At 39.8% G+C, this 24,529-nt stretch carries 27 protein-coding genes; 17 read left to right on the top strand and 10 right to left on the bottom strand.

Annotation, left to right across the window (positions count from 1 at the left end):
- Entirely contained in the window at nt 1–1,365 is a 1,365-nt protein-coding gene (locus FN031_RS05250) for an aspartate kinase (RefSeq protein WP_142558237.1), read from the bottom strand.
- A gap of 260 nt (nt 1,366–1,625) precedes the next feature.
- On the opposite strand from FN031_RS05250, the gene FN031_RS05245 reads away from it, so the two are divergent.
- From FN031_RS05245 to FN031_RS05180, 14 genes are all read left to right on the top strand, one after another.
- Complete coding sequence (locus FN031_RS05245) at nt 1,626–2,411, top strand: enoyl-CoA hydratase (RefSeq protein ID WP_142558235.1); 786 nt, start codon at nt 1,626–1,628, stop codon at nt 2,409–2,411.
- A gap of 85 nt (nt 2,412–2,496) precedes the next feature.
- Nucleotides 2,497–2,931 (top strand): fatty acid biosynthesis transcriptional regulator FabT, encoded by a 435-nt coding sequence (gene fabT / locus FN031_RS05240; protein WP_142558233.1) that lies wholly within the window; start codon nt 2,497–2,499, stop codon nt 2,929–2,931.
- Nucleotides 2,931–3,905, top strand: a complete 975-nt coding sequence (locus tag FN031_RS05235; protein WP_142558231.1) for a beta-ketoacyl-ACP synthase III — start codon at nt 2,931–2,933, stop codon at nt 3,903–3,905. Before fabT ends, FN031_RS05235 begins: the two co-directional genes overlap by 1 nt.
- 58 nt (nt 3,906–3,963) lie before the next feature.
- Nucleotides 3,964–4,188 (top strand): acyl carrier protein, encoded by a 225-nt coding sequence (locus FN031_RS05230; protein WP_075566388.1) that lies wholly within the window; start codon nt 3,964–3,966, stop codon nt 4,186–4,188.
- A gap of 116 nt (nt 4,189–4,304) precedes the next feature.
- A complete protein-coding gene (fabK, locus tag FN031_RS05225; protein WP_142558229.1) occupies nt 4,305–5,279 on the top strand; it encodes an enoyl-[acyl-carrier-protein] reductase FabK in 975 nt (324 codons plus the stop codon).
- Entirely contained in the window at nt 5,272–6,192 is a 921-nt protein-coding gene (fabD, locus tag FN031_RS05220; protein ID WP_142558227.1) for an ACP S-malonyltransferase, read from the top strand. Before fabK ends, fabD begins: the two co-directional genes overlap by 8 nt.
- Nucleotides 6,193–6,223: 31 nt before the next feature.
- On the top strand, nt 6,224–6,958 hold the full coding sequence (gene fabG, locus FN031_RS05215) for a 3-oxoacyl-[acyl-carrier-protein] reductase (protein WP_142558225.1): 735 nt from the start codon (nt 6,224–6,226) through the stop codon (nt 6,956–6,958).
- A 22-nt stretch (nt 6,959–6,980) separates the two neighbouring features.
- On the top strand, nt 6,981–8,216 hold the full coding sequence (fabF, locus tag FN031_RS05210; RefSeq protein ID WP_142558222.1) for a beta-ketoacyl-ACP synthase II: 1,236 nt from the start codon (nt 6,981–6,983) through the stop codon (nt 8,214–8,216).
- Nucleotides 8,217–8,218: 2 nt separating this feature from the next.
- Entirely contained in the window at nt 8,219–8,725 is a 507-nt protein-coding gene (accB, locus tag FN031_RS05205; protein WP_075566397.1) for an acetyl-CoA carboxylase biotin carboxyl carrier protein, read from the top strand.
- A complete protein-coding gene (gene fabZ / locus FN031_RS05200) occupies nt 8,722–9,144 on the top strand; it encodes a 3-hydroxyacyl-ACP dehydratase FabZ (protein WP_075566399.1) in 423 nt (140 codons plus the stop codon). Before accB ends, fabZ begins: the two co-directional genes overlap by 4 nt.
- Nucleotides 9,145–9,154: 10 nt before the next feature.
- Entirely contained in the window at nt 9,155–10,522 is a 1,368-nt protein-coding gene (gene accC, locus FN031_RS05195) for an acetyl-CoA carboxylase biotin carboxylase subunit (RefSeq protein WP_142558220.1), read from the top strand.
- A 34-nt stretch (nt 10,523–10,556) separates the two neighbouring features.
- Nucleotides 10,557–11,417: an acetyl-CoA carboxylase, carboxyltransferase subunit beta gene (gene accD, locus FN031_RS05190; RefSeq protein WP_142558218.1), complete on the top strand. Its 861-nt coding sequence runs from the start codon at nt 10,557–10,559 to the stop codon at nt 11,415–11,417.
- Nucleotides 11,414–12,181, top strand: coding sequence for an acetyl-CoA carboxylase carboxyl transferase subunit alpha (locus FN031_RS05185; protein WP_142558216.1), 768 nt, complete (start codon nt 11,414–11,416; stop codon nt 12,179–12,181). The genes accD and FN031_RS05185 overlap by 4 nt, the downstream gene beginning before the upstream one ends.
- A 155-nt stretch (nt 12,182–12,336) precedes the next feature.
- A complete protein-coding gene (locus tag FN031_RS05180) occupies nt 12,337–13,062 on the top strand; it encodes a CPBP family intramembrane glutamic endopeptidase (protein WP_142558214.1) in 726 nt (241 codons plus the stop codon).
- A 51-nt stretch (nt 13,063–13,113) separates the two neighbouring features.
- Here FN031_RS05180 and nusB read toward each other — a convergent pair whose 3' ends face one another.
- The 8 genes from nusB to gatC form a co-directional block, all read right to left on the bottom strand.
- The gene (gene nusB / locus FN031_RS05175; RefSeq protein ID WP_142558212.1) at nt 13,114–13,536 is read right to left on the bottom strand and encodes a transcription antitermination factor NusB; all 423 of its coding nucleotides are present in this window, start codon (nt 13,534–13,536) and stop codon (nt 13,114–13,116) included.
- Nucleotides 13,529–13,918, bottom strand: a complete 390-nt coding sequence (locus tag FN031_RS05170; RefSeq protein WP_142558210.1) for an Asp23/Gls24 family envelope stress response protein — start codon at nt 13,916–13,918, stop codon at nt 13,529–13,531. Before FN031_RS05170 ends, nusB begins: the two co-directional genes overlap by 8 nt.
- Nucleotides 13,919–13,939: 21 nt before the next feature.
- The gene (gene efp / locus FN031_RS05165; protein ID WP_075566413.1) at nt 13,940–14,500 is read right to left on the bottom strand and encodes an elongation factor P; all 561 of its coding nucleotides are present in this window, start codon (nt 14,498–14,500) and stop codon (nt 13,940–13,942) included.
- 79 nt (nt 14,501–14,579) lie between these two features.
- Nucleotides 14,580–15,875, bottom strand: coding sequence for an SPFH domain-containing protein (locus tag FN031_RS05160; RefSeq protein ID WP_142558622.1), 1,296 nt, complete (start codon nt 15,873–15,875; stop codon nt 14,580–14,582).
- 42 nt (nt 15,876–15,917) lie between these two features.
- Entirely contained in the window at nt 15,918–16,916 is a 999-nt protein-coding gene (locus FN031_RS05155; protein WP_142558208.1) for a zinc-ribbon domain-containing transport protein, read from the bottom strand.
- Nucleotides 16,917–17,002: 86 nt separating this feature from the next.
- Nucleotides 17,003–18,448: an Asp-tRNA(Asn)/Glu-tRNA(Gln) amidotransferase subunit GatB gene (gene gatB, locus FN031_RS05150; RefSeq protein WP_142558206.1), complete on the bottom strand. Its 1,446-nt coding sequence runs from the start codon at nt 18,446–18,448 to the stop codon at nt 17,003–17,005.
- Nucleotides 18,448–19,914, bottom strand: a complete 1,467-nt coding sequence (gene gatA / locus FN031_RS05145) for an Asp-tRNA(Asn)/Glu-tRNA(Gln) amidotransferase subunit GatA (protein WP_142558204.1) — start codon at nt 19,912–19,914, stop codon at nt 18,448–18,450. Before gatA ends, gatB begins: the two co-directional genes overlap by 1 nt.
- On the bottom strand, nt 19,914–20,216 hold the full coding sequence (gatC, locus tag FN031_RS05140; protein WP_142558202.1) for an Asp-tRNA(Asn)/Glu-tRNA(Gln) amidotransferase subunit GatC: 303 nt from the start codon (nt 20,214–20,216) through the stop codon (nt 19,914–19,916). The genes gatA and gatC overlap by 1 nt, the downstream gene beginning before the upstream one ends.
- A gap of 205 nt (nt 20,217–20,421) precedes the next feature.
- On the opposite strand from gatC, the gene FN031_RS05135 reads away from it, so the two are divergent.
- From FN031_RS05135 to FN031_RS05125, 3 genes are all read left to right on the top strand, one after another.
- On the top strand, nt 20,422–21,096 hold the full coding sequence (locus FN031_RS05135; protein ID WP_142558200.1) for a YwaF family protein: 675 nt from the start codon (nt 20,422–20,424) through the stop codon (nt 21,094–21,096).
- A gap of 34 nt (nt 21,097–21,130) precedes the next feature.
- The gene (locus FN031_RS05130; protein ID WP_142558198.1) at nt 21,131–21,823 is read left to right on the top strand and encodes a YwaF family protein; all 693 of its coding nucleotides are present in this window, start codon (nt 21,131–21,133) and stop codon (nt 21,821–21,823) included.
- Nucleotides 21,824–22,031: 208 nt separating this feature from the next.
- Entirely contained in the window at nt 22,032–23,576 is a 1,545-nt protein-coding gene (locus tag FN031_RS05125) for a peptide chain release factor 3 (RefSeq protein WP_142558196.1), read from the top strand.
- A gap of 172 nt (nt 23,577–23,748) precedes the next feature.
- Here the strand turns inward: FN031_RS05125 and FN031_RS05120 are convergent, their stop codons facing one another.
- Nucleotides 23,749–24,441: a CPBP family intramembrane glutamic endopeptidase gene (locus FN031_RS05120; RefSeq protein WP_142558194.1), complete on the bottom strand. Its 693-nt coding sequence runs from the start codon at nt 24,439–24,441 to the stop codon at nt 23,749–23,751.
- Nucleotides 24,442–24,529 lie beyond the last annotated feature (88 nt).

Below are 24,529 nucleotides of genomic sequence, written 5' to 3'. Positions count from 1 at the left end.
TTAATCTTCCTTACTTTCACCGAAAAAGGCATGGTATAGAGCCTTGATAGCAGCTTTCTCTTGGTCTTTTTGAACTACGAACATGATAGAAACTTCGCTCGATCCTTGAGACATCATTTGAATGTTGATCTTATTTTCAGATAAGGCACGAGTAGCTGTAGCAGTTACCCCGATATGGCGCTTCATTTTTTCGCCAACAATCATGATAATAGAGAGATCGTGTTCGATTTCAGCGTGGTCGACCTCTGCTTTTTGAACTAACTGGCGAAGGATTTCTTCTTCCTTGATAGGAGTTAATTCTCGTGAACGTAAAATGATAGATAGGTCATCGATACCAGTTGGCATATGTTCCCAACCAATATTCAGGTCTTCTAGAATTTGAAGTACTTTACGACCAAAACCAACTTCGCGGTTCATCAGGTATTTGGACATATTGATACTGACAAAACCAGAATCACCAGCAATCCCCACTACTGGGAATTCATCACTACTGTGTTTCAGGACGATGCGAGTACCTGGATGGGAAGGATTGTTAGTATTTTTGATAACCAAAGGAATTTTTCCGCGATAGGCAGGGAGAAGGGCTTCATCGTGAAGGACAGAAAAACCTGCATAGGCTAACTCACGCATCTCACGGTAGGTTAATTCTGGAATCGAGTGTGGTTGGTGGATGATACCAGGATGGGCAGCAAAGATTCCATCTACATCAGTAAAGTTTTCATAGAGGTCAGCCTTAACACCTGCGGCGATGATAGAACCAGTAATATCTGAACCACCACGAGAGAAGGTACAAATTTGATTTTCCTTAGTGACACCAAAGAAACCTGGGATAACAAGAACTTCTGGACTATTATTAAGTTCTTCAATTTTGTCATAACTTGAAGGAATGATACGAGCATTTCCAGGTTCGCTTGTTACAACAATACCAGCTTCTCGCGGATGAACATAGCGAGCCTCTAATCCATTTTGGTTAAAGTAAGCTGCAATGAGTTTGGCGTTATTATTTTCTCCCGCAGCCAAGAAAGTATCGTAAAGAAACTCATTGTCTTCAATCGGAAGGGTCGCAAGAGAACGGATACTTTTTGAGATTTTCTCTAGTACTGTTGGTTTGAGTTTTAATTCACTGACCATGTCAGCATAGCGTTCGATAATCCAGTTTTGACTTTTACTAATATCATTTCCAGAAACGTAATCACGGTAGTATTTAATTAAGGCATCTGTTACCTTTGTATCTTCAGCATCTCGTTTTCCTGGAGCAGAAACAACTACAAAACGTCGTTCAGGATCGCTCTTTACAATATTTAAAACTTTTTCTAACTGACTAGCAGAGGCAAGTGAACTTCCCCCAAATTTTACAACCTTCATAAGTACTCCTAAAGTAAGTATTTTATACGATTATAGCAGAAAGAGAACCTTTTTTCAATCGAGGATGTGGAAGGCAATCTCAATCTAAGATATTGTTGAGCGTTTATGAGTTGTCTATTAGGATTTGATAGATTAAATACAAAACAGCAAAAATCGGCTGATACACTTTTAATCATTTTTTCCTTGTGCAAAAATTTATAAAAAGATATAATTTGAAAATAAAATAATTTAAAAATCTTTGTAAACGAAAAGGAGTGGATATGAATCATATAATTTATCAAGTTCAAGATGATCTAGCAATCATTACCTTAAATCGTCCAGAAGTGGCAAATGGTTTCCATATCCCAATGTGTGAAGAAATCCTAGCAGCTTTGGACCTAGCTGAAAAGGATGGAGCAGTTTCTTACATATTGATTAATGCCTTAGGAAAAGTATTTTCTGTCGGAGGCGATTTGGTAGAAATGAAACGTGCTGTCGATGAGGATGATATCGGATCTTTAGGAAAAATTGCTGAGCTTGTTAATACTATTTCTTTTAAAATAAAGCAAATTCCTAAACCTATCATTATGGAAGTTGACGGAGCTGTGGCAGGTGCCGCGGCCAACATGGCCTTGGCTGTTGATTTCTGTATTGCAACTGATAAAGCAAAATTTATTCAAGCCTTTGTTGGTGTTGGATTAGCGCCGGATGCTGGTGGTTTGTTTTTGCTAACAAGAGCACTTGGAGTTACTCGAGCAACACAACTAGCTATGACAGGAGAAGCTTTTACAGCTGAGAAAGCCTTTGAAGCAGGAGCAGTTTATCGTGTTTGTACAAGTGATCAGTTAGAAAAAACAAGAAATCAATTGTTGAAGAAGTTGAAACGTGGATCATCCAACTCTTATGCGGCAATTAAAAAGCTAGTCTGGGAGAGTGAATTTAAACAGTGGCAAGATTATGCTAACCTGGAGTTGGAGTTACAGAAATCGTTGGCCTACACCGAAGACTTTAAAGAAGGAGTTCTGGCTCATTCGGAAAGACGACGTCCTAAGTTTTTAGGAAAATAAAAACTTGCATAATCCTTTAAAGTTTGATATACTTCCATTATCAAATGCTTTGATTATAAAAGTTTTTGTAAAGGAGGGGTGAGAATTGGATTATAAACTAATCAATGAATACTTAACATCTATTTTTAATAATGTACTAGTCATTGAAGAAGTGAGCTTGAGAGGGAGTCGTTTTAAAGATATCTCTATCAAAGAAATGCATACGGTTGATGTAATCGGCAATTTTTCTGATGTAACGCCAAGTTTTGTTTCTAAAGAATTAATGGTAACTCTTGGAACAGTAACAACTTGTTTGAATAACTTGGAGCGAAAAGGTTATATTGAAAGAATCCGATCAGACCAAGATCGTCGGGTTGTATATTTACATTTGACAAAGAAAGGTCGCTTGGTCCATCGTCTTCATAGACGTTTCCACAAAGCAATGGTGGAAAAAATTATCGATGGCATGAGTCCAGAAGAAATAAATGTTATGGGCAAAGGCTTGACTAATCTTTATCAATTTTTGGAGGATTTGAAATAATGGCTTTTGCAAAAATAAGCCAAGTAGCTCATTATGTTCCAGAGCAGGTAATCGTAAATGATGATTTAGCTCGGGTTATGGATACAAGTGATGAGTGGATTTCCAGTCGGACAGGTATAAAACAAAGGCATATTTCTAAAACAGAATCCACTAGTGATTTATCTGCAGAAGTTGCTAGACGTTTACTTAACCAAGCTGGACTTTTAGCAGAGCAACTAGATTTTATTATTGTTGCTACTGTAACACCAGATTCAATGGTGCCTTCAACGGCTGCGCTAGTTCAAGCTAAAATTGGGGCTACAAAAGCCTTTGCTTTCGACTTGACAGCAGCTTGCAGTGGATTTATCTTTGCGCTATCAACTGGAGAGAAATTGATATCTTCTGGTCGTTATCAAAAAGGTATTGTTATTGGTGCTGAAACTTTATCGAAATCAGTGGATTGGTCAGACCGGTCGACAGCTGTTCTCTTTGGAGATGGAGCTGGTGGTGTCTTGTTAGAATCAGCTAAAATCAATCATTTCCTAGCTGAGAGTTTGCATAGCGATGGTGCTAGAGGCGAGTGTTTGACTTACGGTGAAACACCTTTGACTTCACCCTTTTCCGTCCAAAAAGAAGCAAGTGCTTTCTTAAAAATGGATGGTAGGGCAGTATTTGACTTTGCTATTCGAGATGTTTCCAAATCAATAAAAGAGACAATTGAATTGAGTCCTGTATCGACAGATGAGTTGGGCTATCTCTTACTCCATCAGGCCAATGATCGTATCTTAGACAAAATGGCTAGAAAGATTGGGGTTAATCGTGATAAATTGCCCGCTAATATGACTAAGTATGGAAATACTAGTGCAGCAAGTATCCCGATTTTACTTTCTGAGTGTGTTGAAGAAGGCTTAATCCTTTTGGATGGAAGTCAAACGATTCTCATGGCAGGCTTCGGTGGAGGTTTGACATGGGGCACGCTCATTGTTACACTTTAGGTAATCATGTGGTGAACACATTTTTATAAAAAATATATATATTTAAAAGGAGTCTATCATGGCAGTATTTGAAAAAGTACAAGAAATTATCGTTGAGGAACTTGGAAAAGACGCATCAGAAGTAACACTTGAGTCTACTTTCGAGGATTTGGATGCAGATTCATTGGACTTGTTCCAAGTTATCTCAGAAATCGAAGATGCTTTTGACATCCAAATTGAAGCAGAAGATAGCTTAAAAACAGTAGGTGATTTGGTTGCTTACGTTGAAGAAAAAACCAAATAATTAACATAAACTAGGAAGGAGTAGGGGTAACCCACTCCCTCTTGTTTAGCTAATAGTTTGAATTTCAAAATATAGAACCTTCAAACTATTAGCTGAGCAATAAAATTGGAGGCAAAATGAAAACACGTATTACTGAACTATTGAATATTAAATATCCTATTTTTCAAGGTGGAATGGCTTGGGTTGCTGATGGTGACTTGGCTGGAGCTGTATCTAAGGCTGGTGGACTAGGAATTATCGGTGGTGGAAATGCACCTAAAGAAGTCGTTAAGGCAAATATCGATAAAATTAAATCACTGACAGACAAGCCCTTTGGTGTTAATATTATGCTCTTGTCTCCATTTGTTGAAGACATTGTAGACCTTGTGATTGAAGAAGATGTTAAGGTTGTAACTACAGGTGCAGGGAACCCAAGCAAATACATGGAACGTTTCCATGATGCAGGGATTACAGTTATTCCTGTTGTGCCTAGTGTGGCCCTGGCTAAACGTATGGAAAAGATTGGTGCAGATGCTGTTATTGCAGAAGGGATGGAAGCTGGAGGTCATATTGGTAAATTAACAACTATGACTTTAGTTCGCCAAGTTTCCGCAGCTGTGTCTATTCCAGTGATTGCTGCTGGTGGTATTGCAGATGGTGAAGGTGTTGCTGCTGGATTTATGTTAGGTGCAGAAGCTGTTCAAGTCGGAACACGTTTTGTTGTAGCTAAGGAATCGAATGCTCATCCAAATTATAAGGCTAAAATTTTAAAAGCTCGTGATATTGACACCACTGTTTCAGCACAGCACTTCGAGCATGCTGTCCGTGCTATCAAAAATCAATTAACTCGTGATTTTGAACAGGCTGAAAAGGATGCTTTTAAACAGGAAAATCCTGATTTGGAAGTGTTCGAACAGATGGGTGCTGGAGCGCTAGCTAAGGCTGTCGTTCATGGAGATGTAGATAGTGGTTCAGTAATGGCGGGACAAATTGCAGGTCTCGTATCTAAGGAAGAAACTGTTGAAGAAATTCTAAAAGATCTCTATTATGGTGCAGCCAAAAAAATTCAAGAAGAAGCCTCTCGTTGGATAGGAGTTACAAGAAATGACTAAAACAGCCTTTTTATTTGCAGGTCAAGGAGCCCAGTATCTTGGTATGGGAAAAGATCTTTATGATCTCTACCCTATTGTAAAGGAAACCATCGACAAGGCAAGCCAAGTTTTGGGTTATGATCTTCGTGAGCTCATTGACCAGGAAGAAAGTAAGTTGAATCAAACACGCTATACGCAACCTGCGATTCTAGCTACGTCGATTGCAATCTACCGTCTCCTACAAGAAAAAGGATATGAGCCTGATATGGTAGCAGGCTTATCTTTGGGTGAGTATTCTGCCCTTGTGGCTAGTGGAGCTTTAGATTTTGAAGCGGCTATTGCCTTAGTTGCCAAGCGTGGAACTTATATGGAAGAAGCTGCTCCTGCAGGTTCAGGCAAGATGGTTGCAGTCCTTAATACTCCAGTCGATGTGATTGAAGAAGCTTGTAAAAAAGCATCAGAATTTGGAGTAGTAACCCCAGCTAACTACAACACACCAAGCCAAATTGTTATTGGTGGTGAAGTTGTTGCTGTAGACCGAGCTGTAGAACTTTTAAAAGAAGCAGGAGCCAAACGCATCCTCCCACTTAATGTATCTGGACCTTTCCATACTGCTCTGCTAGAACCTGCTAGTCAGAAATTAGCTGAGGTATTAACAGAGGTTCAGTTTAATGATTTTAATTGTCCTTTAGTTGGCAATACAGAAGCCAAAATAATGGAAAAAGATAGAATAGCTGAACTTTTGACACGACAGGTGAAGGAACCGGTTCGTTTTTATGAGAGTATTGCTCTTATGAAAGAAGCTGGAGTGACGAGATTTATCGAAGTCGGCCCAGGAAAAGTCTTGTCAGGTTTTGTTAAAAAAATTGATAGAACCGCTGACTTAGCTAATGTGGAAGATCAAGCAAGTTTAGAAACACTTATTAATAACTAACTGAGATAGTTGAGGTTCTGAAAGGAGAAAAATGAAACTAGAAAATAAAAATGTCTTTATTACAGGCTCAAGCCGTGGAATTGGTCTTGCAATAGCTCATAAATTTGCCAGCTTGGGTGCCAATATAGTATTAAATAGCCGTGGTCAAATCTCCGAGGAGCTCTTAGCTAGTTTTAAATCATACGGTGTTAAGGTCCTTGCTATCTCTGGAGATGTATCAGACTATACCGATGCTAAGAGAATGGTTGACCAAGCGATTGAAGAATTAGGATCAGTCGATGTTTTGGTCAATAATGCAGGTATCACCCAAGATACAATCATGCTAAAGATGACAGAAGAGGACTTTGAACGAGTGTTAAAAGTTAACCTGACGGGAGCCTTCAATATGACCCAATCTGTTTTGAAACAGATGATTAAAGCTCGAGAAGGTGCCATCATCAACATGTCCAGTGTTGTTGGTCTAATGGGGAATGTTGGTCAAGCAAACTATGCCGCTTCTAAGGCAGGCCTAATTGGATTTACCAAGTCTGTAGCGCGTGAAGTTGCTGGACGTAATGTTCGGGTAAATGCCATTGCACCAGGTATGATTGAGTCAGATATGACAGCTGTTTTAAGCGATAAGGTCAAGGATGCAATGTTGGCACAAATTCCAATGAAACAGTTTGGTCAAGCAGAACAAGTTGCAGATGTGGCAGTCTTTCTTGCAAGTCAAGATTATCTAACAGGACAAGTCATTGCTATTGATGGTGGACTAACCATGCAATAATCGTTAAAGTAGAGGTGAAATAATGAAATTAAATAGAGTAGTAGTAACTGGTTACGGATTAACATCTCCGATTGGCAATACACCGGAAGAATTTTGGAATAATCTAAAAATTGGTAAGATCGGGATTGATAAGATTACCAAGTTTGATCACAGTGATTTTGACGTCCATAATGCAGCAGAGATTAATGATTTTCCTTTTGACAAATATTTTGTAAAAAAAGATACCAATCGCTTCGATGATTATTCTTTGTATGCCTTGTATGCTGCTCAAGAAGCAGTTGACCATGCTAATCTTGACGTAGAAGCACTTGATAAAGACCGCTTTGGTGTCATCGTTGCATCAGGTATCGGTGGAATCAGAGAAATCGAAGACCAAGTCCTTCGACTTCACGAAAAAGGGCCAAAACGTGTTAAACCATTAACACTTCCCAAAGCCTTGCCAAATATGGCTGCAGGAAATGTAGCTATGCGCTTTGGTGCCAATGGAATTTGTAAATCAATCAATACAGCCTGTGCTTCATCAAACGATGCAATTGGCGATGCCTTTCGTTCTATTAAATTTGGTTTCCAAGACATCATGTTGGTTGGAGGATCAGAAGCCTCTATTACTCCTTTTGCGATTGCTGGATTCCAAGTATTGACAGCTTTATCAACTACTGAAGATCCAACTCGTGCTTCTATCCCATTTGATAAGGATCGTAATGGATTTGTCATGGGTGAAGGTTCAGGTATGCTAGTATTAGAAAGTTTAGAACATGCTGAGAAGCGTGGAGCAACAATCTTGGCAGAAGTTGTTGGTTACGGGAATACCTGTGATGCTTATCATATGACAGCGCCTCATCCAGAAGGTAAGGGAGCTATCAAGGCTATCAAATTTGCCTTAGAAGAAGCAGGAATCAGTCCAGACCAGGTTGGCTATGTTAACGCTCATGGTACCTCAACTCCAGCTAATGAAAAAGGTGAAAGTGGCGCTATTGTAGCTGTTTTAGGAAAAGAAGTTCCAGTGTCTTCAACCAAATCATTTACAGGTCACTTGCTAGGAGCAGCTGGTGCTGTCGAAGCTATTGCTACGATTGAAGCGATGCGTAATAGTTATGTACCAATGACTGCAGGAACAACAGAATTATCTGACTATATTGAAGCAAATGTTATCTTTGGGCAAGGTTTGGAACGTGAGATTCCATATGCTATTTCAAATACTTTTGGATTTGGTGGACACAATGCAGTCCTTGCATTCAAACGTTGGGAGAATAAGTAAAGATGAATTTAAACGAAATCAAAGATTTGATGGCGCAGTTTAATCAATCAAGTCTGAGAGAATTATCTTATAAAAATGGGGCTGAGGAATTGATGTTTAGCAAAAATGAAACAAGAATTGTTTCAGAATTTGCGCAGCCAGTTCAAACAGTTCATTCCCATCAGCCGATTGAAGCGATTGCCAAAGAACAATCAATAGAATCTGTTGCTACTAATTCAACACCAATAGCAGAAGAAACTCAAATAGAATCAACAGTTGAGTATCAAGAAGCTGAAGGTGATCTTGTAGAGAGTCCCCTTGTTGGGGTAGCTTACTTGGCTGCTGGACCAGATAAACCATATTTTGTGAGTGTTGGAGATACTGTTAAAAAAGGCCAAACATTAGTAATCATTGAAGCCATGAAGGTCATGAATGAAATTCCAGCACCAAAGGATGGAATTGTAACTGAGATTCTTGTTACAAATGAAGAAATGGTAGAATTCGGGAAAGGCTTGGTACGTATCAAATGATTGATATTCAAGGAATAAAAGAAGCTTTGCCACACCGTTATCCCATGCTCTTAGTGGATCGTGTTTTAGAAGTCAGTGAAGACACCATTGTTGCTATCAAGAATGTGAGCATCAATGAGCCTTTCTTCAACGGACACTTCCCAGCTTACCCTGTGATGCCAGGGGTACTGATCATGGAAGCCTTGGCACAAACAGCAGGTGTTTTAGAACTATCAAAACCTGAGAACAAAGGGAAACTCGTCTTCTATGCGGGTATGGACAAGGTCAAATTTAAGAAGCAAGTTGTACCTGGTGATCAATTAGTCATGACCGCTACATTTGTCAAACGTCGTGGTACAATCGCCGTAGTAGAAGCGAAGGCAGAAGTAGATGGTAAGCTAGCAGCAAGTGGAACCCTAACCTTTGCAATTGGAAACTAGGAGGTTATCCATGTTTCGAAAGATTTTAATTGCTAATCGTGGAGAAATCGCAGTTCGAATTATTCGAGCGGCAAGAGAGCTGGGAATTGCAACAGTTGCTGTTTATTCGACTGCTGATAAAGAAGCTCTGCACACACTTTTGGCTGATGAGGCAATCTGTATCGGCCCTGGTAAGGCAACAGAGTCTTATCTAAATATTAATGCTATTTTATCTGCTGCAGTTTTAACTGAGGCAGAAGCTATTCACCCTGGATTTGGTTTTTTAAGTGAAAATTCCAAATTTGCAACTATGTGTGAAGAAGTCGGTATCAAATTTATTGGTCCTTCAGCTCGTGTAATGGATGTCATGGGGGATAAAATTAACGCCCGTGCTCAAATGATTAAGGCTAATGTGCCTGTCATTCCAGGATCAGATGGAGAAGTCCATACTGCAGAAGAAGCCTTGGCTATTGCAGAAAAAATTGGTTATCCTGTCATGCTGAAAGCTTCAGCTGGAGGTGGTGGTAAAGGAATTCGTAAGGTTGAAAAGGCAGACGATCTCGTATCAGCCTTTGAAACAGCCTCTAGTGAAGCCAAAGCAAACTTTGGTAATGGTGCGATGTACCTAGAGCGCGTGATTTATCCTGCCCGCCATATTGAAGTACAGATTCTTGCTGATCAAATGGGACATGTTATTCACCTAGGTGAGCGTGATTGTTCGCTTCAGCGGAATAACCAAAAGGTTTTAGAAGAAAGCCCTTCTATTGCGATTGGAAAGACACTCCGTAATGAAATAGGTGCTGCAGCAGTCCGTGCGGCGGAATCTGTTGGTTATGAAAATGCTGGTACCATTGAATTCTTATTAGATGAAGCAACTGGCAAATTCTACTTTATGGAGATGAATACTCGTATCCAAGTAGAACATCCTGTCACAGAATTTGTTTCAGGCGTCGATATAGTTAAGGAACAAATCCGCATCTCAGCTGGTCATCCCTTGACGTTAAAGCAAGAAGATATTGTTCTAAGAGGACATGCTATCGAGTGTCGAATCAATGCAGAAAATCCAGCTTTTAATTTTGCACCTAGTCCAGGTAAGATAAAAAATCTTTATCTTCCTAGTGGTGGTGTAGGCTTGAGAGTAGATTCGGCAGTTTATCCAGGCTATACTATTCCACCTTACTATGATAGTATGATTGCTAAAGTCATTGTTCATGGTGAAAATCGTTTTGATGCACTTATGAAAATGCAACGTGCTCTATGTGAGCTTGAAATTGAAGGTGTGGAGACTAATACTAATTTTCAATTGGATTTGATTTCAGATAGTCGTGTAATTGCAGGAGATTATGATACCTCCTTCTTGATGGAAACCTTCTTACCAAATTATCAAGCTAAAAAATAAGTATTCTAAAGTATGAGACTGAAAAGGGGGATGTATGGCTCTATTTAGTAAAAAAGATAAATATATTCGAATTACACCTAATCGTACGCAAAAAAAGCAAGCTAAACCAGTAGTGCCAGATGAACTGTTTTCTAAGTGTCCAGCTTGTAAACACACTATCTATCAAAAAGATTTGGGAAGTGAGCGTATCTGTCCCCACTGCAACTATACTTTCCGTATTTCTGCCCAAGAACGGTTGGATTTAACCGTTGAACCCAATAGTTTTGTAGAGATGTTTACTGGAATTGAAACTAAAGATCCTTTGAAATTCCCTGATTATCGTAAAAAATTAGCCCAAATTCGTCAGGAAACAGGTTTAGATGAGGCTGTTATAACAGGAACAGCTCTAATCAAGGGAGAAAAGGTAGCACTGGGAATTATGGATTCCAACTTTATTATGGCATCTATGGGAACAGTTGTTGGTGAAAAAATCACTCGTTTGTTTGAATTTGCAACTCTTGAGGAATTACCTGTCGTTCTTTTTACAGCATCTGGTGGAGCTCGTATGCAAGAAGGTATTATGAGCTTAATGCAGATGGCCAAGGTTTCTGCTGCTGTGAAACGTCATTCTAAGGCAGGTCTCTTTTATCTGACCATTCTTACAGATCCTACAACAGGAGGTGTAACGGCTTCTTTTGCCATGGAGGGAGATATCATCTTAGCAGAACCTCAAAGTTTAGTTGGTTTTGCTGGTCGCCGAGTTATTGAAAACACGGTGAGAGAAGATTTGCCAGAGGATTTCCAGAAGGCAGAATTTCTCCTGGAACATGGTTTTGTGGATGCGATTGTTAGACGAAGAGAACTACCAGATATGATCTCTCGATTAGTGAGACTACATGGGAGGAATCACAGATGAAGATTGCAAAAATTGTCAGAAAAGCACGTGAACAAAGTAGATTAACTGCTCTGGATTTTGCAGTGGGAATCTTCGATGACTTTATTGAATTACATGGGGATCGCTCTTTTAGAGACGATGGTGCTGTTATCGGTGGAATCGGTTGGTTAGGTCATCAAGCAGTGACTGTTGTTGGTATTCAAAAAGGTAAAAGTTTACAGGATAATCTCAACCGTAATTTTGGACAACCTCATCCTGAAGGTTATCGCAAGGCCTTACGTTTAATGAAACAAGCGGAAAAATTTGGTCGTCCAATTGTGACATTTATCAATACTGCGGGTGCCTATCCCGGAGTAGGAGCAGAAGAACGTGGACAAGGAGAAGCGATTGCTCGAAATCTCATGGAAATGAGTGATCTTAAGGTCCCTATCATCGCATTTATAATCGGTGAAGGTGGATCTGGTGGAGCTCTTGCACTTGCAGTAGCTGACCGTGTTTGGATGCTAGAAAATTCTATCTATGCAGTTCTTAGTCCCGAAGGCTTTGCCTCTATCCTTTGGAAGGATGGAAGCCGTGCCATGGAGGCAGCAGAACTGATGAAGATAACCTCTCATGAACTTCTAGAGATGGAAGTTGTAGATAAGGTTATTTCAGAAAGTGGTCTCACTAGTAAAGATTTGTTAGCTCATGTAAAAAATGAACTAGAGCTAGAAGTGGAGCGACTAAAATTAATGCCTTTAGAGAAGTTATTGGAAGAACGATACCAACGTTTTAGAAAATATTAAAAAGAAAGCTAGAACTAGAAAATAGTTCTAGCTTTTTGGCTTCTATAAAATACATTTCAGGATTAACAATTGACTGTTGAAGAAATAATTGCTAAAATAATCAAAAAAATATGTATACTGTTGAAATAAGTCAACAAAGCTTTTTGGGAGTGAGTATGAAAAAAATAGGACATTTGGGAATCTATACATTACTGGTATTCCTATTAATTTATCTACTAGATTTCAGTAGTCTTTATCTGGCTAAGGTGTTTGTCTGGGGTATGGATGGCTATTCTATTACTGTAGCAGTAGAGCAACTAGCTCTTTTAGGATTAGTTATCTATTGGCTTAAAAAGAAAAAAATGCTCTATATTTTTGAGAAAAAGGGCTCGAAGAAATCCAGATTCTTTTACCTTGTAGTTAGTCTAGTGGCTACTTATTTTGTCCGTCAGTTCTTAAGTGCTTTTTACTTAAAGTTTAGTCACTTCATTAATAATCACTATATCTTTGAAGACCTTCTTTCAGTCCTATCCTTCAGTGAGCAATCTACTATTTTAACGACTTGCTTCTCTTTTATCTCAGTTGTCATTTTGGGGCCTATATTGGAGGAGATTGTTCATAGAGGCTATTTTATGAATACCTTCTTCCCTAAGTCCAAGTATTACTTGGATGTTATCTTATCAGCTCTGATATTTGGGTTCAGTCATTTGGTATTGTCCCATCGTGACCCTATCAGTTTGATGGTTTATAGTTTTTCCGGTCTTTTCTTTGCCCTAGTCTACCGCTGGACAAAGAATCTAAAAATCACAATCCTGTGCCATATTTTTATTAACTTTCTCATTCATCCAGATTTCATCTGGTTGTTGCTTTCTAATTTAATCTATGATCGTTTTTTTAGATAGAGTGAAGCAAAGAAAAAGTGTTTGACATTCGTCAAACACTTTTTCTTGTATTTAATTTTTTTCTGTTACAAATTGACTAAGGAGTCCGTTGATAAAACGGGCAGATTTTTGATCTGAAAAACTCTTAGCAAGCTCTATAGCTTCATTAACGGCCACGAGTTGAGGAGTATCAAAGGAAGTGATTTCAAAAACTCCTAAACGTAGAATACTTTTTTCAACCAAGGTTAAACGATCAATTGTCCAACCTGTTTTCAAATGCTGAGTAATTTGTTTATCTAAATCCTCTTTTTGAGCTTGAACACCTGATACTAGATCTGTAAGAAAGTTAGGGAGTTTTAGCTCTTCATCTTCACGATCATGAGTGTAGGCAAAGCGACAAGCTGTCTCTAAATCAGAACCAAATTCAAGACTCATAAGTGCTTGGAAAGCACATTTACGTAGTTCGCGCCTAGATTCTAATAATGGACTAGTCATTGAGGAAGTCCTCATCAAACAAATCTTTTAATGCTGGTTTTGGAGTTTTATCAGGCACAATGCCAGCAACGTGAATGTTGACAGCAGAGATTTCGACATCTGCCATATTACGAACCGCATCCTTAACGGCTTTTTGGATAGCCATTGCTACCTTAGGTACCTTAACACCATACTCAAGGTATAGATAGATATCAGCTGTCAATTCTTCGTCAGATTCTTTTAGATATACACCGCGACCAAGTGAGAGTTTTGAAATAGTATCAGATACTGATTTATTTGAGAAAGAGTGGACTCCTTCTACTTTGGCAGTAGCAATAGCAATGATTTTTTCAAGTACACGTGGGGCGATAACGATTTCGCCAAATTGTTCTTCAATTCCCATAGAATGACCTCTTTCTAGAGATTAAGCGCGAGAAACGTAAGTTCCTTCGGCAGTGTTAATCACGAGTTTTTGTCCTGCTTCGATAAAGTCAGGAACGTTGACGACAAGACCAGTTTCCATAGTTGCTGGTTTACCAGAACCTGTAACAGTAGCACCTTTAATAGATGGTTGAGTCTCAGCAACTGTCAATTCAACAGTTGTAGGTACTGTTACTCCGATTACCTCAGTTCCGTAGAATTGGATTTTAACATCAGAGTTTTCAAGGATATAAAGCAATTCGTTTTCAACATTAGCAACAGGAATTTCATACTGGTCATATGTTTCAGTATTCATAAAGTAAGCTGTTTCATCCATTTTGTACAAGTATTGTGCTGGCACAGTTTCGATGATCGCTTGTTCAAATTTTTCCTCTGGACGGTAGCTTGTTTCAAAAGTAGAACCAGTGCGGACATCACGCAATTTCATACGCATGATCGTATTTCCTTTACCTGGTTTGTGGTGGCTAGCTTCCAAAACGCGGATTAATTTTCCATCAGCTGTTTCAAAGGTCATACCAGCCTTTAGTTTACTTGCTTCAATCATGTTTATACCTCTTTTATAAATAGTTTACTCTTTATTGTATCATAATAGCCTAAAATTCTCAAATATCAGAGAAGATGAACTAGTTGACGGGTACAATATCCCCATTTTCATTTCTAGTTACTAATACATATTTTCCATCTACTTCTATGTAAAAGTTTTTACTTGCGGTTTGTTCTGAATGAGTCGTTGGTTCAGGATTAGTTGTCTCTTCTGCTGGACTTGTGACTGTTGGATTAGTAGCTTGTTCAGGATTTACAGGTTGTACTGGGCTAGACACTTGCTCAGGATTCGGAGTTTGTCCTGGAGTCAAAGCTTGGTTTGGATCAGCAGGTTGTACTGGGGTATAGCTTTGATTTGGATTCAAAGGTTGAGCTTGCTGGTTAATTTGACCGCCAAGTGTTTGTCCTAGGTTCATCCCCATAATCATGTTCATTCCATTGCCATTACCTTCATTATTGGCAGCAGCAATGAGAGCTTCGTTACGAGCACGACGTTCTTCAATCTCAATCGTGTTGTATTTCATAGCAACTAGTTCGCTATCAAGCTTACGAACAATTTCAAGACTTTCTTTGTCGTAGCTCAAGTCTTCAAGAAGGATATTGGTTACTTCAATTCCGTAAAGACCAGTCCATACCTTGTTGACTTCTTGTTTAGCGATTTCATTGAAAGTATCTTGATTAGCATTTAGGCTATAGATATCAACACGGTACTCATTGGTGAATTTTGAAATCGCAATCGCAATTTTAGGAGAGATATTTTGACGTAAAGTACCTTGAGCGATATCTTGAAGTGTAAACGGTTTATGTTCGTCAATTTGTTGACTGATAGAGCTAACGTAGAAAAGTACTGGGTCAGAAATCTTGATATCGAACAAACCATAGAAACGGATATTGAGCAATTGTTGGTAACGCTCACTGAAGTATTCTACAGCATTTTGTGTACCAAATTTATTACCTGCAATCGGTTGGACACGGACAAAGATGATTTCTTGTTGGTTAACTACTTGACCAGCGAATGAAAAGCGGTGCTTGAAGTTTTCCCATGTCCCTCTTATTCCACCTTTTTCTAGAAGCCAAGCGTTGTCTCCAGAGCGCCATTCATGGATACCAGCTTCTAAAAGATCACCAAGGAAAGTACCGTTATTTACAAGGATAGCAACGTAACCTTGTGGCACAATTACCACAGAACCATCTGTTAAAAGTCCTGTATGTTGATTACCTTGTCTAGAAACTCCGTCAGGGTCTTTTGTAAGAAGGATTCCTTTGACAGCTAACGCATCTGATGATACGTGTTCTGGAAGTACAACGGCTTCCTTATATTTACTATCATTAATACTATTGATCCCTGCAGATTTGGCAACATCAATAACTCCCATAATTTGCTCTTTGGCCATACGAATAAATCCCATAATTTCCTCCTAATTATATAGTTCGTCTTCATCCACAACATCATAGGTGTCAAGAACCCATTGGTTTGGACTACGGGTGATATCAGATCCGCAATAGTCACATTTGCTGATAGCTGATATTTTCAGTGGAGCGCCACAGTTTGGACAGCGGTCGCTGACAGTTTCATCTTGGACAGAGCTTTCAGTTTGACTGCCATGTTTACGGATGAAGTTCATTTGATAAACTGTAAACAGATCTTTTCGAGGATCCCCCTCAATAACCTTACGAGTCTTGTCTTCGATGATATAGTCTCTCAAGGTAGATGACAAGATAACGACCAAAGTATCGTTTCCATCTGGATTACTAATGAAATCTTTGATTCTAACATTTTCAACATAAACACGCTCCAAAACATTAGTTGTTTGGGCTTGGATATGTTCGTCAAGTTGAGAACTGTGTTGTGAATAGAGACTAGTACTTTCAAGAGAACGAACCAAATTCCAATCCTTTTTTGTCCAAGCAGCCTGCAACTGGAGATAGACTTCCTTAACCCAGGAAGTGAAAACAGAGGCATCAAAGTTTGGATCATAATATCTAAGTCGATCAATAGCTTGGTTATTGTTTTCAACTCGACGATGGCTAGGTGGCACAGGGACATGTTTCACAGGTGTTGGCCTGCGATATGGCTTGTGATACGAGTCTTGACTATTAAAATATTTGATAAGAATTACTATGAGATAGATAATGATAATGATGATTATAACACCATTCATTCCAGGACCAAAGGAACTCGAACTATAGGAACTATCACTCGAACTATAACTGCTTCTGTAGGAAGAGCTACCACCTGATCGGCTACTACTACTTGAGCTCGATCGAGATCGAGAACTGGAGCTAGAGCTGGAACTGGAACTGCTTCGACTAGAGCTACCACTTCGAGAATGGCCAACACCAGCATCAATGGATTGCATGGGTGTCACAAATAGAAGTAGTAGGAAAGTAGCGATAAGAGTATATATCTTTTTCATATGTCTCCTAACTATGTGGTTGCAAAGCGTAAGACATTCATACTGTAAAATCTATAACAGCTTATGTCAGTTCTGTTTCGAAATAATTATTCGCTATCTTTTAACTTAGCCAATTCCTGGGCAAGCAGTTTAAGGGCGACTTGTGGGTTGGCTTGGCCTTTAGTTGCCTTCATAAGGAATCCTGTGAAGGCCTTGTCTGCGTTCCGTTTGCCTGACTTGAAGTCGGCAACGGCAGCTTCGTTATCCGCAAAGACTTGGTGAATGATCGGAATCAGAACATCTGGATCAGAGATTTGCACCAAGCCTGCTTTTTCCACGTATTCACGCGCACCACCGCCATTTTTAGCCAGGTGGACAAAGACTTTCTTGGCAATCTTAGATGAGATAGTTCCGTCTTCGATGATGGCGATCATTTCAACCAAGTTTTCTGGTGTCAATTCGATTTGTTCCAGTGTCTTGCCTTCGGCGTTCAAGAATTGAGCGACTTCACCTTGGAGCCAGTTAGAGACTTGCTTAGCATCGCCACCAAGGGAAACTGCTTTCTCAAAGAAGTCAGAAGTAACTTTATTAGCAGTCAACTGACTAGCATCGTAGTCTGACAAGCCAAGGTCAGATACGTAGCGCGCACGGCGTTCTTTTGGAAATTCTGGCAATTCTGTGCGCATTTCCTCAATCCACTCATCAGAGATTTCAAAGAGGGGTAGATCTGGTTCTGGGAAGTAGCGGTAGTCTGCAGCGCCTTCCTTGACACGCATAAGGATGGTTGCCTTGTTAGCTTCGTCGTAACGGCGAGTTTCTTGGCGGATTTGACCACCTGAGCGAAGAATTTCTGCCTGGCGTTGGACTTCGTATTCAAGACCCTTGCGAACATTAGAGAAGGAATTCAAGTTCTTCAACTCAGTCTTGGTACCGAATTTCTCTTGACCATAAGGACGAAGCGAGATATTGGCATCCACGCGCATAGAACCTTCTTCCATCTTAACGTCGGAAATGCCAGCGTACTGGATGACTTCCTTGAGGGCTGTCAGATAAGCGTAGGCTTCTTCAGGAGAACGCATGTCAGCTTCAGATACAATCTCAATCAATGGTACCCCTTGGCGGTTGAGGTCTACATAGGAGTAGCCATCTGTACCGTGGGTGTTTTTACCTGCGTCTTCTTCTAGGTGAGCACGTTCGATACCGATTTTCTTAGTTGTACCATCTTCTAGTTCCACTTCAATCCAGCCGTTGTATCCGATTGGTTCATCAAACTGAGAAATTTGGTAGGCTTTAGGATTATCAGGGTAGAAGTAGTTCTTGCGGTCAAAGTGCATCTTCTTATGGATGTCCATGTTAAGAGCGAGTGCAGCCTTGATACCAGCATCGACAACACCTTTATTGAGAACTGGTAGTACACCTGGGAAAGACCAGTCAATCACGTTAGTATTGGCATTTTGGTCGTTTCCAAAGTGGGCAGAAGTAGGTGAGAAGATTTTTGAATTGGTGTTAAGCTCTACGTGGACTTCAAGTCCAATGACTGTTTCAAAGTTCATTAGTTATCACCTCCAAAAATCACGGGTTGTTGTTTGTGGTAGTCTGTTGTTGCTTCAAAGGCAGCAGCAGCTTGGTAGATAGTTTCTTCTGAATACTTAGGACCAATCAATTGGAGTCCTACTGGTAGACCTTGAACAAATCCAGCAGGAATCGAAATCCCTGGTAGACCAGCCAAGTTGACAGGAATTGTTAAAAGGTCAGCCAAGTACATAGCAACTGGATCATGGTTGAGTGAATCCAAGTCGTAGGCAACGCTAGGAGCAGTTGGTCCCAAAATCAAGTCATAATCCGCAAAGACTTTTTCGAAATCTTGGATAATAAGGGTACGAACTTGTCCAGCCTTCTTGTAGTAGGCATCATAGTAACCTGATGAAAGACTGAAAGTACCTAGCATGATACGACGTTTAACTTCTTCACCGAAACCTTGACTGCGGCTGTTTACATAGATTTCATCAAGGTTAGTCGCATCTTCTGCACGGTAGCCATAACGGATACCGTCAAAGCGTTGCAAGTTTGATGAAGCTTCTGAAGAAGCGATGATGTAGTAAACGGCAACTCCGTATTTAGAGTGAGGAAGGCTAACTTCTTCAACGATAGCACCAAGTTTTTCAAAGTGCTTAGCGGCTTTGAGGATGGTTTCCTTAACTTCTGGATCAATCCCTTCACCAAGATATTCTTTAGGCAAAGCAATTTTCATCCCCTTGATGTCTTGACCGATTTTTGAAGTAAAGTCAGCAATGCGAATAGGGGCAGAAGTAGAGTCTTTGGCATCTTCGCTAGCAATAGCATTGAGCAATAGGGCATTTTCCTTAACAGTTGGTGCAAAAGGACCAATTTGGTCTAATGAGCTACCAAAAGCAATGAGACCGAAACGTGAAACTGTTCCGTAGGTTGGCTTGAGACCAACAATCCCGTTAAAGGCAGCAGGTTGGCGGATAGAACCACCAGTATCAGAACCAAGTGATAAGCGGACTTGGCCTGAAGCTACAGCTGCAGCAGAACCACTTGATGATCCACCAGGAACCTTGCTGTGGTCCCAAGCATTTTTGGTTGCACCGTAGTAAGAAGTCTCACCTGATCCACCCATGGCAAACTCATCCATGTTGGTTTTCCCAACGACAATCAGACCCTTAGTTTTTGCATTGGCAACAGCAGTTGCATCAAAGATTGGCTCGTAGTTATAGAGCATTTTTGAGGCAGCAGTTGTGAGGATACCATCTGTGGAGATATTATCTTTGACAGCTAGTGGAATTCCCGAAAGGACATTGTCAGCATCGATTCCAGCTTCATCAATAGCTTTAGCTTGAGTAAGAGCTTGATCTTCAGCGATTGTCACAAAAGCGTTGATAGCTTCCTCACGAGATTTGATATCTTCAAGCGTTGCTTGAGTTAGTTCAGTTGCTGAAATTTCCTTAGAAACAAGGAGATTGTGCAACTCTTCAATGGTTTTATTGTTAAAAGTCATTAGGCATCTCCTCCATCATCTAGGATAGCTGGCACCTTGATATAGTAGTTATCTTTTTCAGGTACATTTTTAAACAAGCGGTCACGGTCTGTTCCTTCTTCGGCCACATCAGGTCGGAGAACAGTTTTACAGTCAGCCATAGTTGTAGTTGGTGCGATACCAGTTGTATCGACTTCACTGAGCAATTCGACCATATCAACAATTTTTGAGAGTGTTGTTGCAAATGCAGCAGTGTCTTTTTCTGAGAATTTTAATTTTGAAAGATTGGCAACGTGAGTTACCTCTTCTTGCGTAATTTTCATCGGATATCCTTTCGTGAAATGATGATTCTTTATCTGTTCTATTTTACCATATTTTCCCCTAAATAAGACAAGTCAAGCTAAAAAGAAATAGAAATTGCCAAACCCTTTTTAATTCGATATAATGGTTGAAATTGGAAGAAAGAATAACAGTCGTTTTTAGTTGGCAAATAAGATTGATCAAATTAAAAAACATTAGGGGTGAAATATGACAATTTGGGAGTTGCTTTTTACCAGTAAAAAGACAGTTCCTCCTCATTTGGGAGCCTGGTACTTTTTATTACCTACTTCTTTGGTAATCATAGCTGTTTTATCGATTCGTTTCGCATCATCTAAAGGTTACAGAAACTTTTGGTATTGGGGACAATTGATTCAACTGCTGATTATCAACGCATGGTATATTTCAGCTCGTCTACAGCTATCTGAGGCCCTTCCCTTTTACCATAGTCGCATGGCTATGTGGATAATTCTTTTTGCCCCTAATAAGACCTTTTTTAAACAATATTTTGCCTTGGTTGGAGTTTTTGGTTCTATCATGGCCTTGGTTTATCCAGTCTTTTATCCTTTTCCTTTCCCTCATGTTTCGTCTGTGAACAATGTTTTCGGACACTGGGCCCTCTTGGCTAACTGCTTAATTTATCTTGTTAGATATTATAAAGTTGAAAAAGGGGATACTTGGAAAATATGCCAGATGACTCTTGGAGTCAATGCCATTATCTTGATAGCCAACCTCTTGACAGGAGGAAATTATGGCTTTATGAGCAAACCACCTGTGATTGGGGATCATGGTAGTTTGCTTAACTATTTGATAGTGACTAGTTTGATGACAAGTATTCTCATCCTTATCAATCAACTCGTTAAATATAAACATAAGAATAGTTAATCTACAACTGAATTCGTTACCTTAAGGAGACTTTATGCATCATTTTATTACAAGAACCCAAACGACGCCACCGCCTATTCCGATTTTTTGGTATGGAGTTATGATAGGCCTTCTTGCCTTGTCTATTTATGCTTCTCTTACTTACTACAAAAATCCCAAATTTGTTCGATTGTTTAAGTGGATTCAATTAGCGCAACTGCTAGCGCTCTATACTTGGTATGTTGGATTCGGCATTCCGTTTTCGAACAGCCTGCCTCTTTACCATTGTCGTCTGGCCATGTTCGCGGTTGTTTTCCTGCCAGATAAGTGGAAAATTAAGCAGTATTTTGCACTTTTGGGAGCCAGTGGAGCAGTATTTGCCTTGGGTTATCCAGTCTTTGATCCTTATGATTTCCCGCATATTACCAGCTTTTCATTCCTGATTGGCCATTATGCCCTCTTGGTCAATTCCCTGGTCTATCTCATGAATCACTACGATAAGACCTTGCTGAAAAAGTATCGAATTATCGCCTACACTTTTATTCTCAACATTTTCCTAGTTGGGGTCAATCAAGTGACAGGTGGAAATTACGGGCTTTTGAATACCACGCCTTTTATTCCAGATGCCCCTATATGGATAAAGTATCTTCTAGTTTCAATCATTCTTTCTTCAGCCTTAGTACTCTTTGATATTTTGTTTAAAAAACGTTGGGAAAAGAAAATTGCTCTAGAAAAAATTAAATTTTGAAGAGATTGTAACTAGCGATACAAAATAAATATTGCATAAAAGAACCTTATAAGCAGGTCTAGTATCTTGACCTGCTTTTCTTTTATAAGCAATTGAAAAACTCTCTAAAATCCGATATAATGGAGTGTTGAAAGGAATGTTAGGGTCCGATGTAATAAAGAGTGATTATAAATTGAAATAATTAAAAAAGTAGAAAGAAAGAGAACTTATGAGTATTCAAGAAGAAATTAAGAAACGACGTACCTTTGCCATCATCTCTCACCCGGACGCGGGGAAAACAACCATCACTGAGCAATTGCTCTACTTTGGGGGAGAGATTCGTGAGGCTGGTACTGTAAAAGGAAAGAAAACAGGGACTTTTGCCAAATCCGACTGGATGGATATCGAGAAACAACGTGGGATTTCGGTAACCTCATCTGTGATGCAGTTTGACTATGATGGCAAACGCGTAAACATCCTAGACACACCAGGGCACGAGGACTTCTCAGAGGATACCTATCGTACCTTGATGGCAGTGGATGCTGCGGTCATGGTAGTGGACTCTGCCAAGGGTATCGAGGCCCAAACCAAAAAGTTGTTTGAGGTTGTCAAACACCGCGGGATTCCAGTCTTTACCTTTATGAACAAGCTGGACCGTGACGGTCGTGAACCACTAGACCTCTTGCAAGAATTGGAAGAAGTCTTGGGCATAGCTAGCTACCCGATGAACTGGCCAATCGGGATGGGGAAGGCCTTTGAGGGGCTCTATGACCTCTATAACCAACGCTTGGAACTTTATAAAGGTGATGAACGTTTTGCTAGCCTAGAAGATGGCGATAAACTCTTTGCTAGCAACCCATTCTACGAACAAGTTAAAGATGATATTGAGCTTTTGAATGAAGCAGGAAATGAATTCTCAGAGGAAGCCATTCTTGCAGGTGATTTGACACCAGTCTTCTTTGGCTCGGCCTTGACTAATTTTGGGGTGCAGACCTTCCTTGAAACCTTCCTCAAGTTTGCTCCAGAACCTCATGGACACAAGAAAACAGACGGTGAACTTGTCGACCCTTATGAAAAGGACTTCTCAGGTTTTGTCTTTAAAATCCAAGCCAACATGGACCCTCGACACCGTGACCGTATCGCCTTTGTTCGTATTGTATCAGGTGAATTTGAGCGTGGCATGAGTGTTAATCTTCCTCGTACTGGTAAGGTAGCTAAGCTATCTAACGTCACCCAGTTTATGGCTGAAAGTCGTGAAAATGTCACTAATGCCGTGGCTGGAGATATTATCGGGGTTTATGATACAGGGACCTACCAGGTTGGAGATACTCTGACTGTTGGGAAAAACAAGTTTGAATTTGAGCCCCTGCCAACCTTTACTCCAGAGATTTTCATGAAGGTTTCTCCTAAGAACGTCATGAAACAGAAATCCTTCCACAAGGGAATGGAACAGTTGGTACAAGAAGGAGCTGTCCAGCTTTATAAGAATTACCAAACAGGTGAGTATATGTTGGGTGCCGTTGGACAACTCCAGTTTGAAGTGTTTAAACACCGTATGGAAGGTGAGTATAACGCTGAAGTGGTCATGACTCCAATGGGTAAAAAGACAGTACGTTGGATTAAACCTGAAGATTTAGATGAGCGTATGTCTTCAAGTCGAAACATCTTGGCAAAAGACCGCTTTGACCAACCTGTATTCCTTTTCGAAAACGACTTTGCTCTCCGTTGGTTTGCAGACAAGTATCCAGACGTGGAGTTGGAAGAGAAGATGTAGATTGCCAAAGTTACTTGATTGTGTAACAATCTAAGTAACTAACGCCAAGTTTCTATGGAACTTGGCTAGGCGCTCCACTAGTAAAGTTTTACGTCGTAACAGATAGAAAACCCATGAATAGTAATATTCATGGGTTTTTAAGTAGTTGTTTTAAGTTTTTTCCTGTCCTAGCTTACATGCCGATATATCTAGATAATAATACTACTAGGGTAAGCAAGATAAAGCTGACACTATTTAGGACCATATGAATGGCGATAGACATTTCTAATCGCCGTGTTGTGTAGGCGGTCCAGGTGAGGACAGCAGACATCCAACCGTAGATTAGAAATGACGGGAAATTTGAAGGAACGTGAGCTAGGAGAAAGAGTAGCCAACCTAGTACATAGCCCACTTTTTCATAGCCTTGGAAGAGTTTGGTTGGGATAATACCACGACAGATAATCTCTTCACAAATTGGCGCAATTAAAACTACAAGAAAGAACATAGCAATAAGTGAGCTTTCTGAGAAGAGATCATTGAGAATTTGTTGGTTGGAAGTTGTTGTTTGATTAAGTAATTGTAACATGATACCACCTATGAGATTTCCAACAAAGATAGCTAGGTAACTCAAGGCAATTCTAGGCAAATCGTTGATACTAAAGAGTTTTTTCTTAATCACTAAAAGCTTACTTTTATGAGCGCCATACAAAAAGATAGCTAAAACAAGTATAGAAACAAGGCTGATAATGATTCCAGACCAGATGGAAGGAATCTCAGTTTGGGCTAGCAAACCTAGAAGTGCCATTGGCGTCTGTGAAAGAACGATGGCTACCAGTAAAATACCAAACCATACAAGTCGTTTACGAAAATCTTTAAAAAAATTCATTGAAGTTCCTCCTGAAAATTTATTTTATTATAACATATTTGCAGGGAGTATTCTATCTAATACCACAAAATGAATGTATAAAAATCCT

This window comes from Streptococcus mitis (assembly GCF_902159415.1).
Taxonomy (GTDB): domain Bacteria; phylum Bacillota; class Bacilli; order Lactobacillales; family Streptococcaceae; genus Streptococcus; species Streptococcus mitis_BG.
This window is presented reverse-complemented; position numbering and strand designations above follow the sequence as displayed.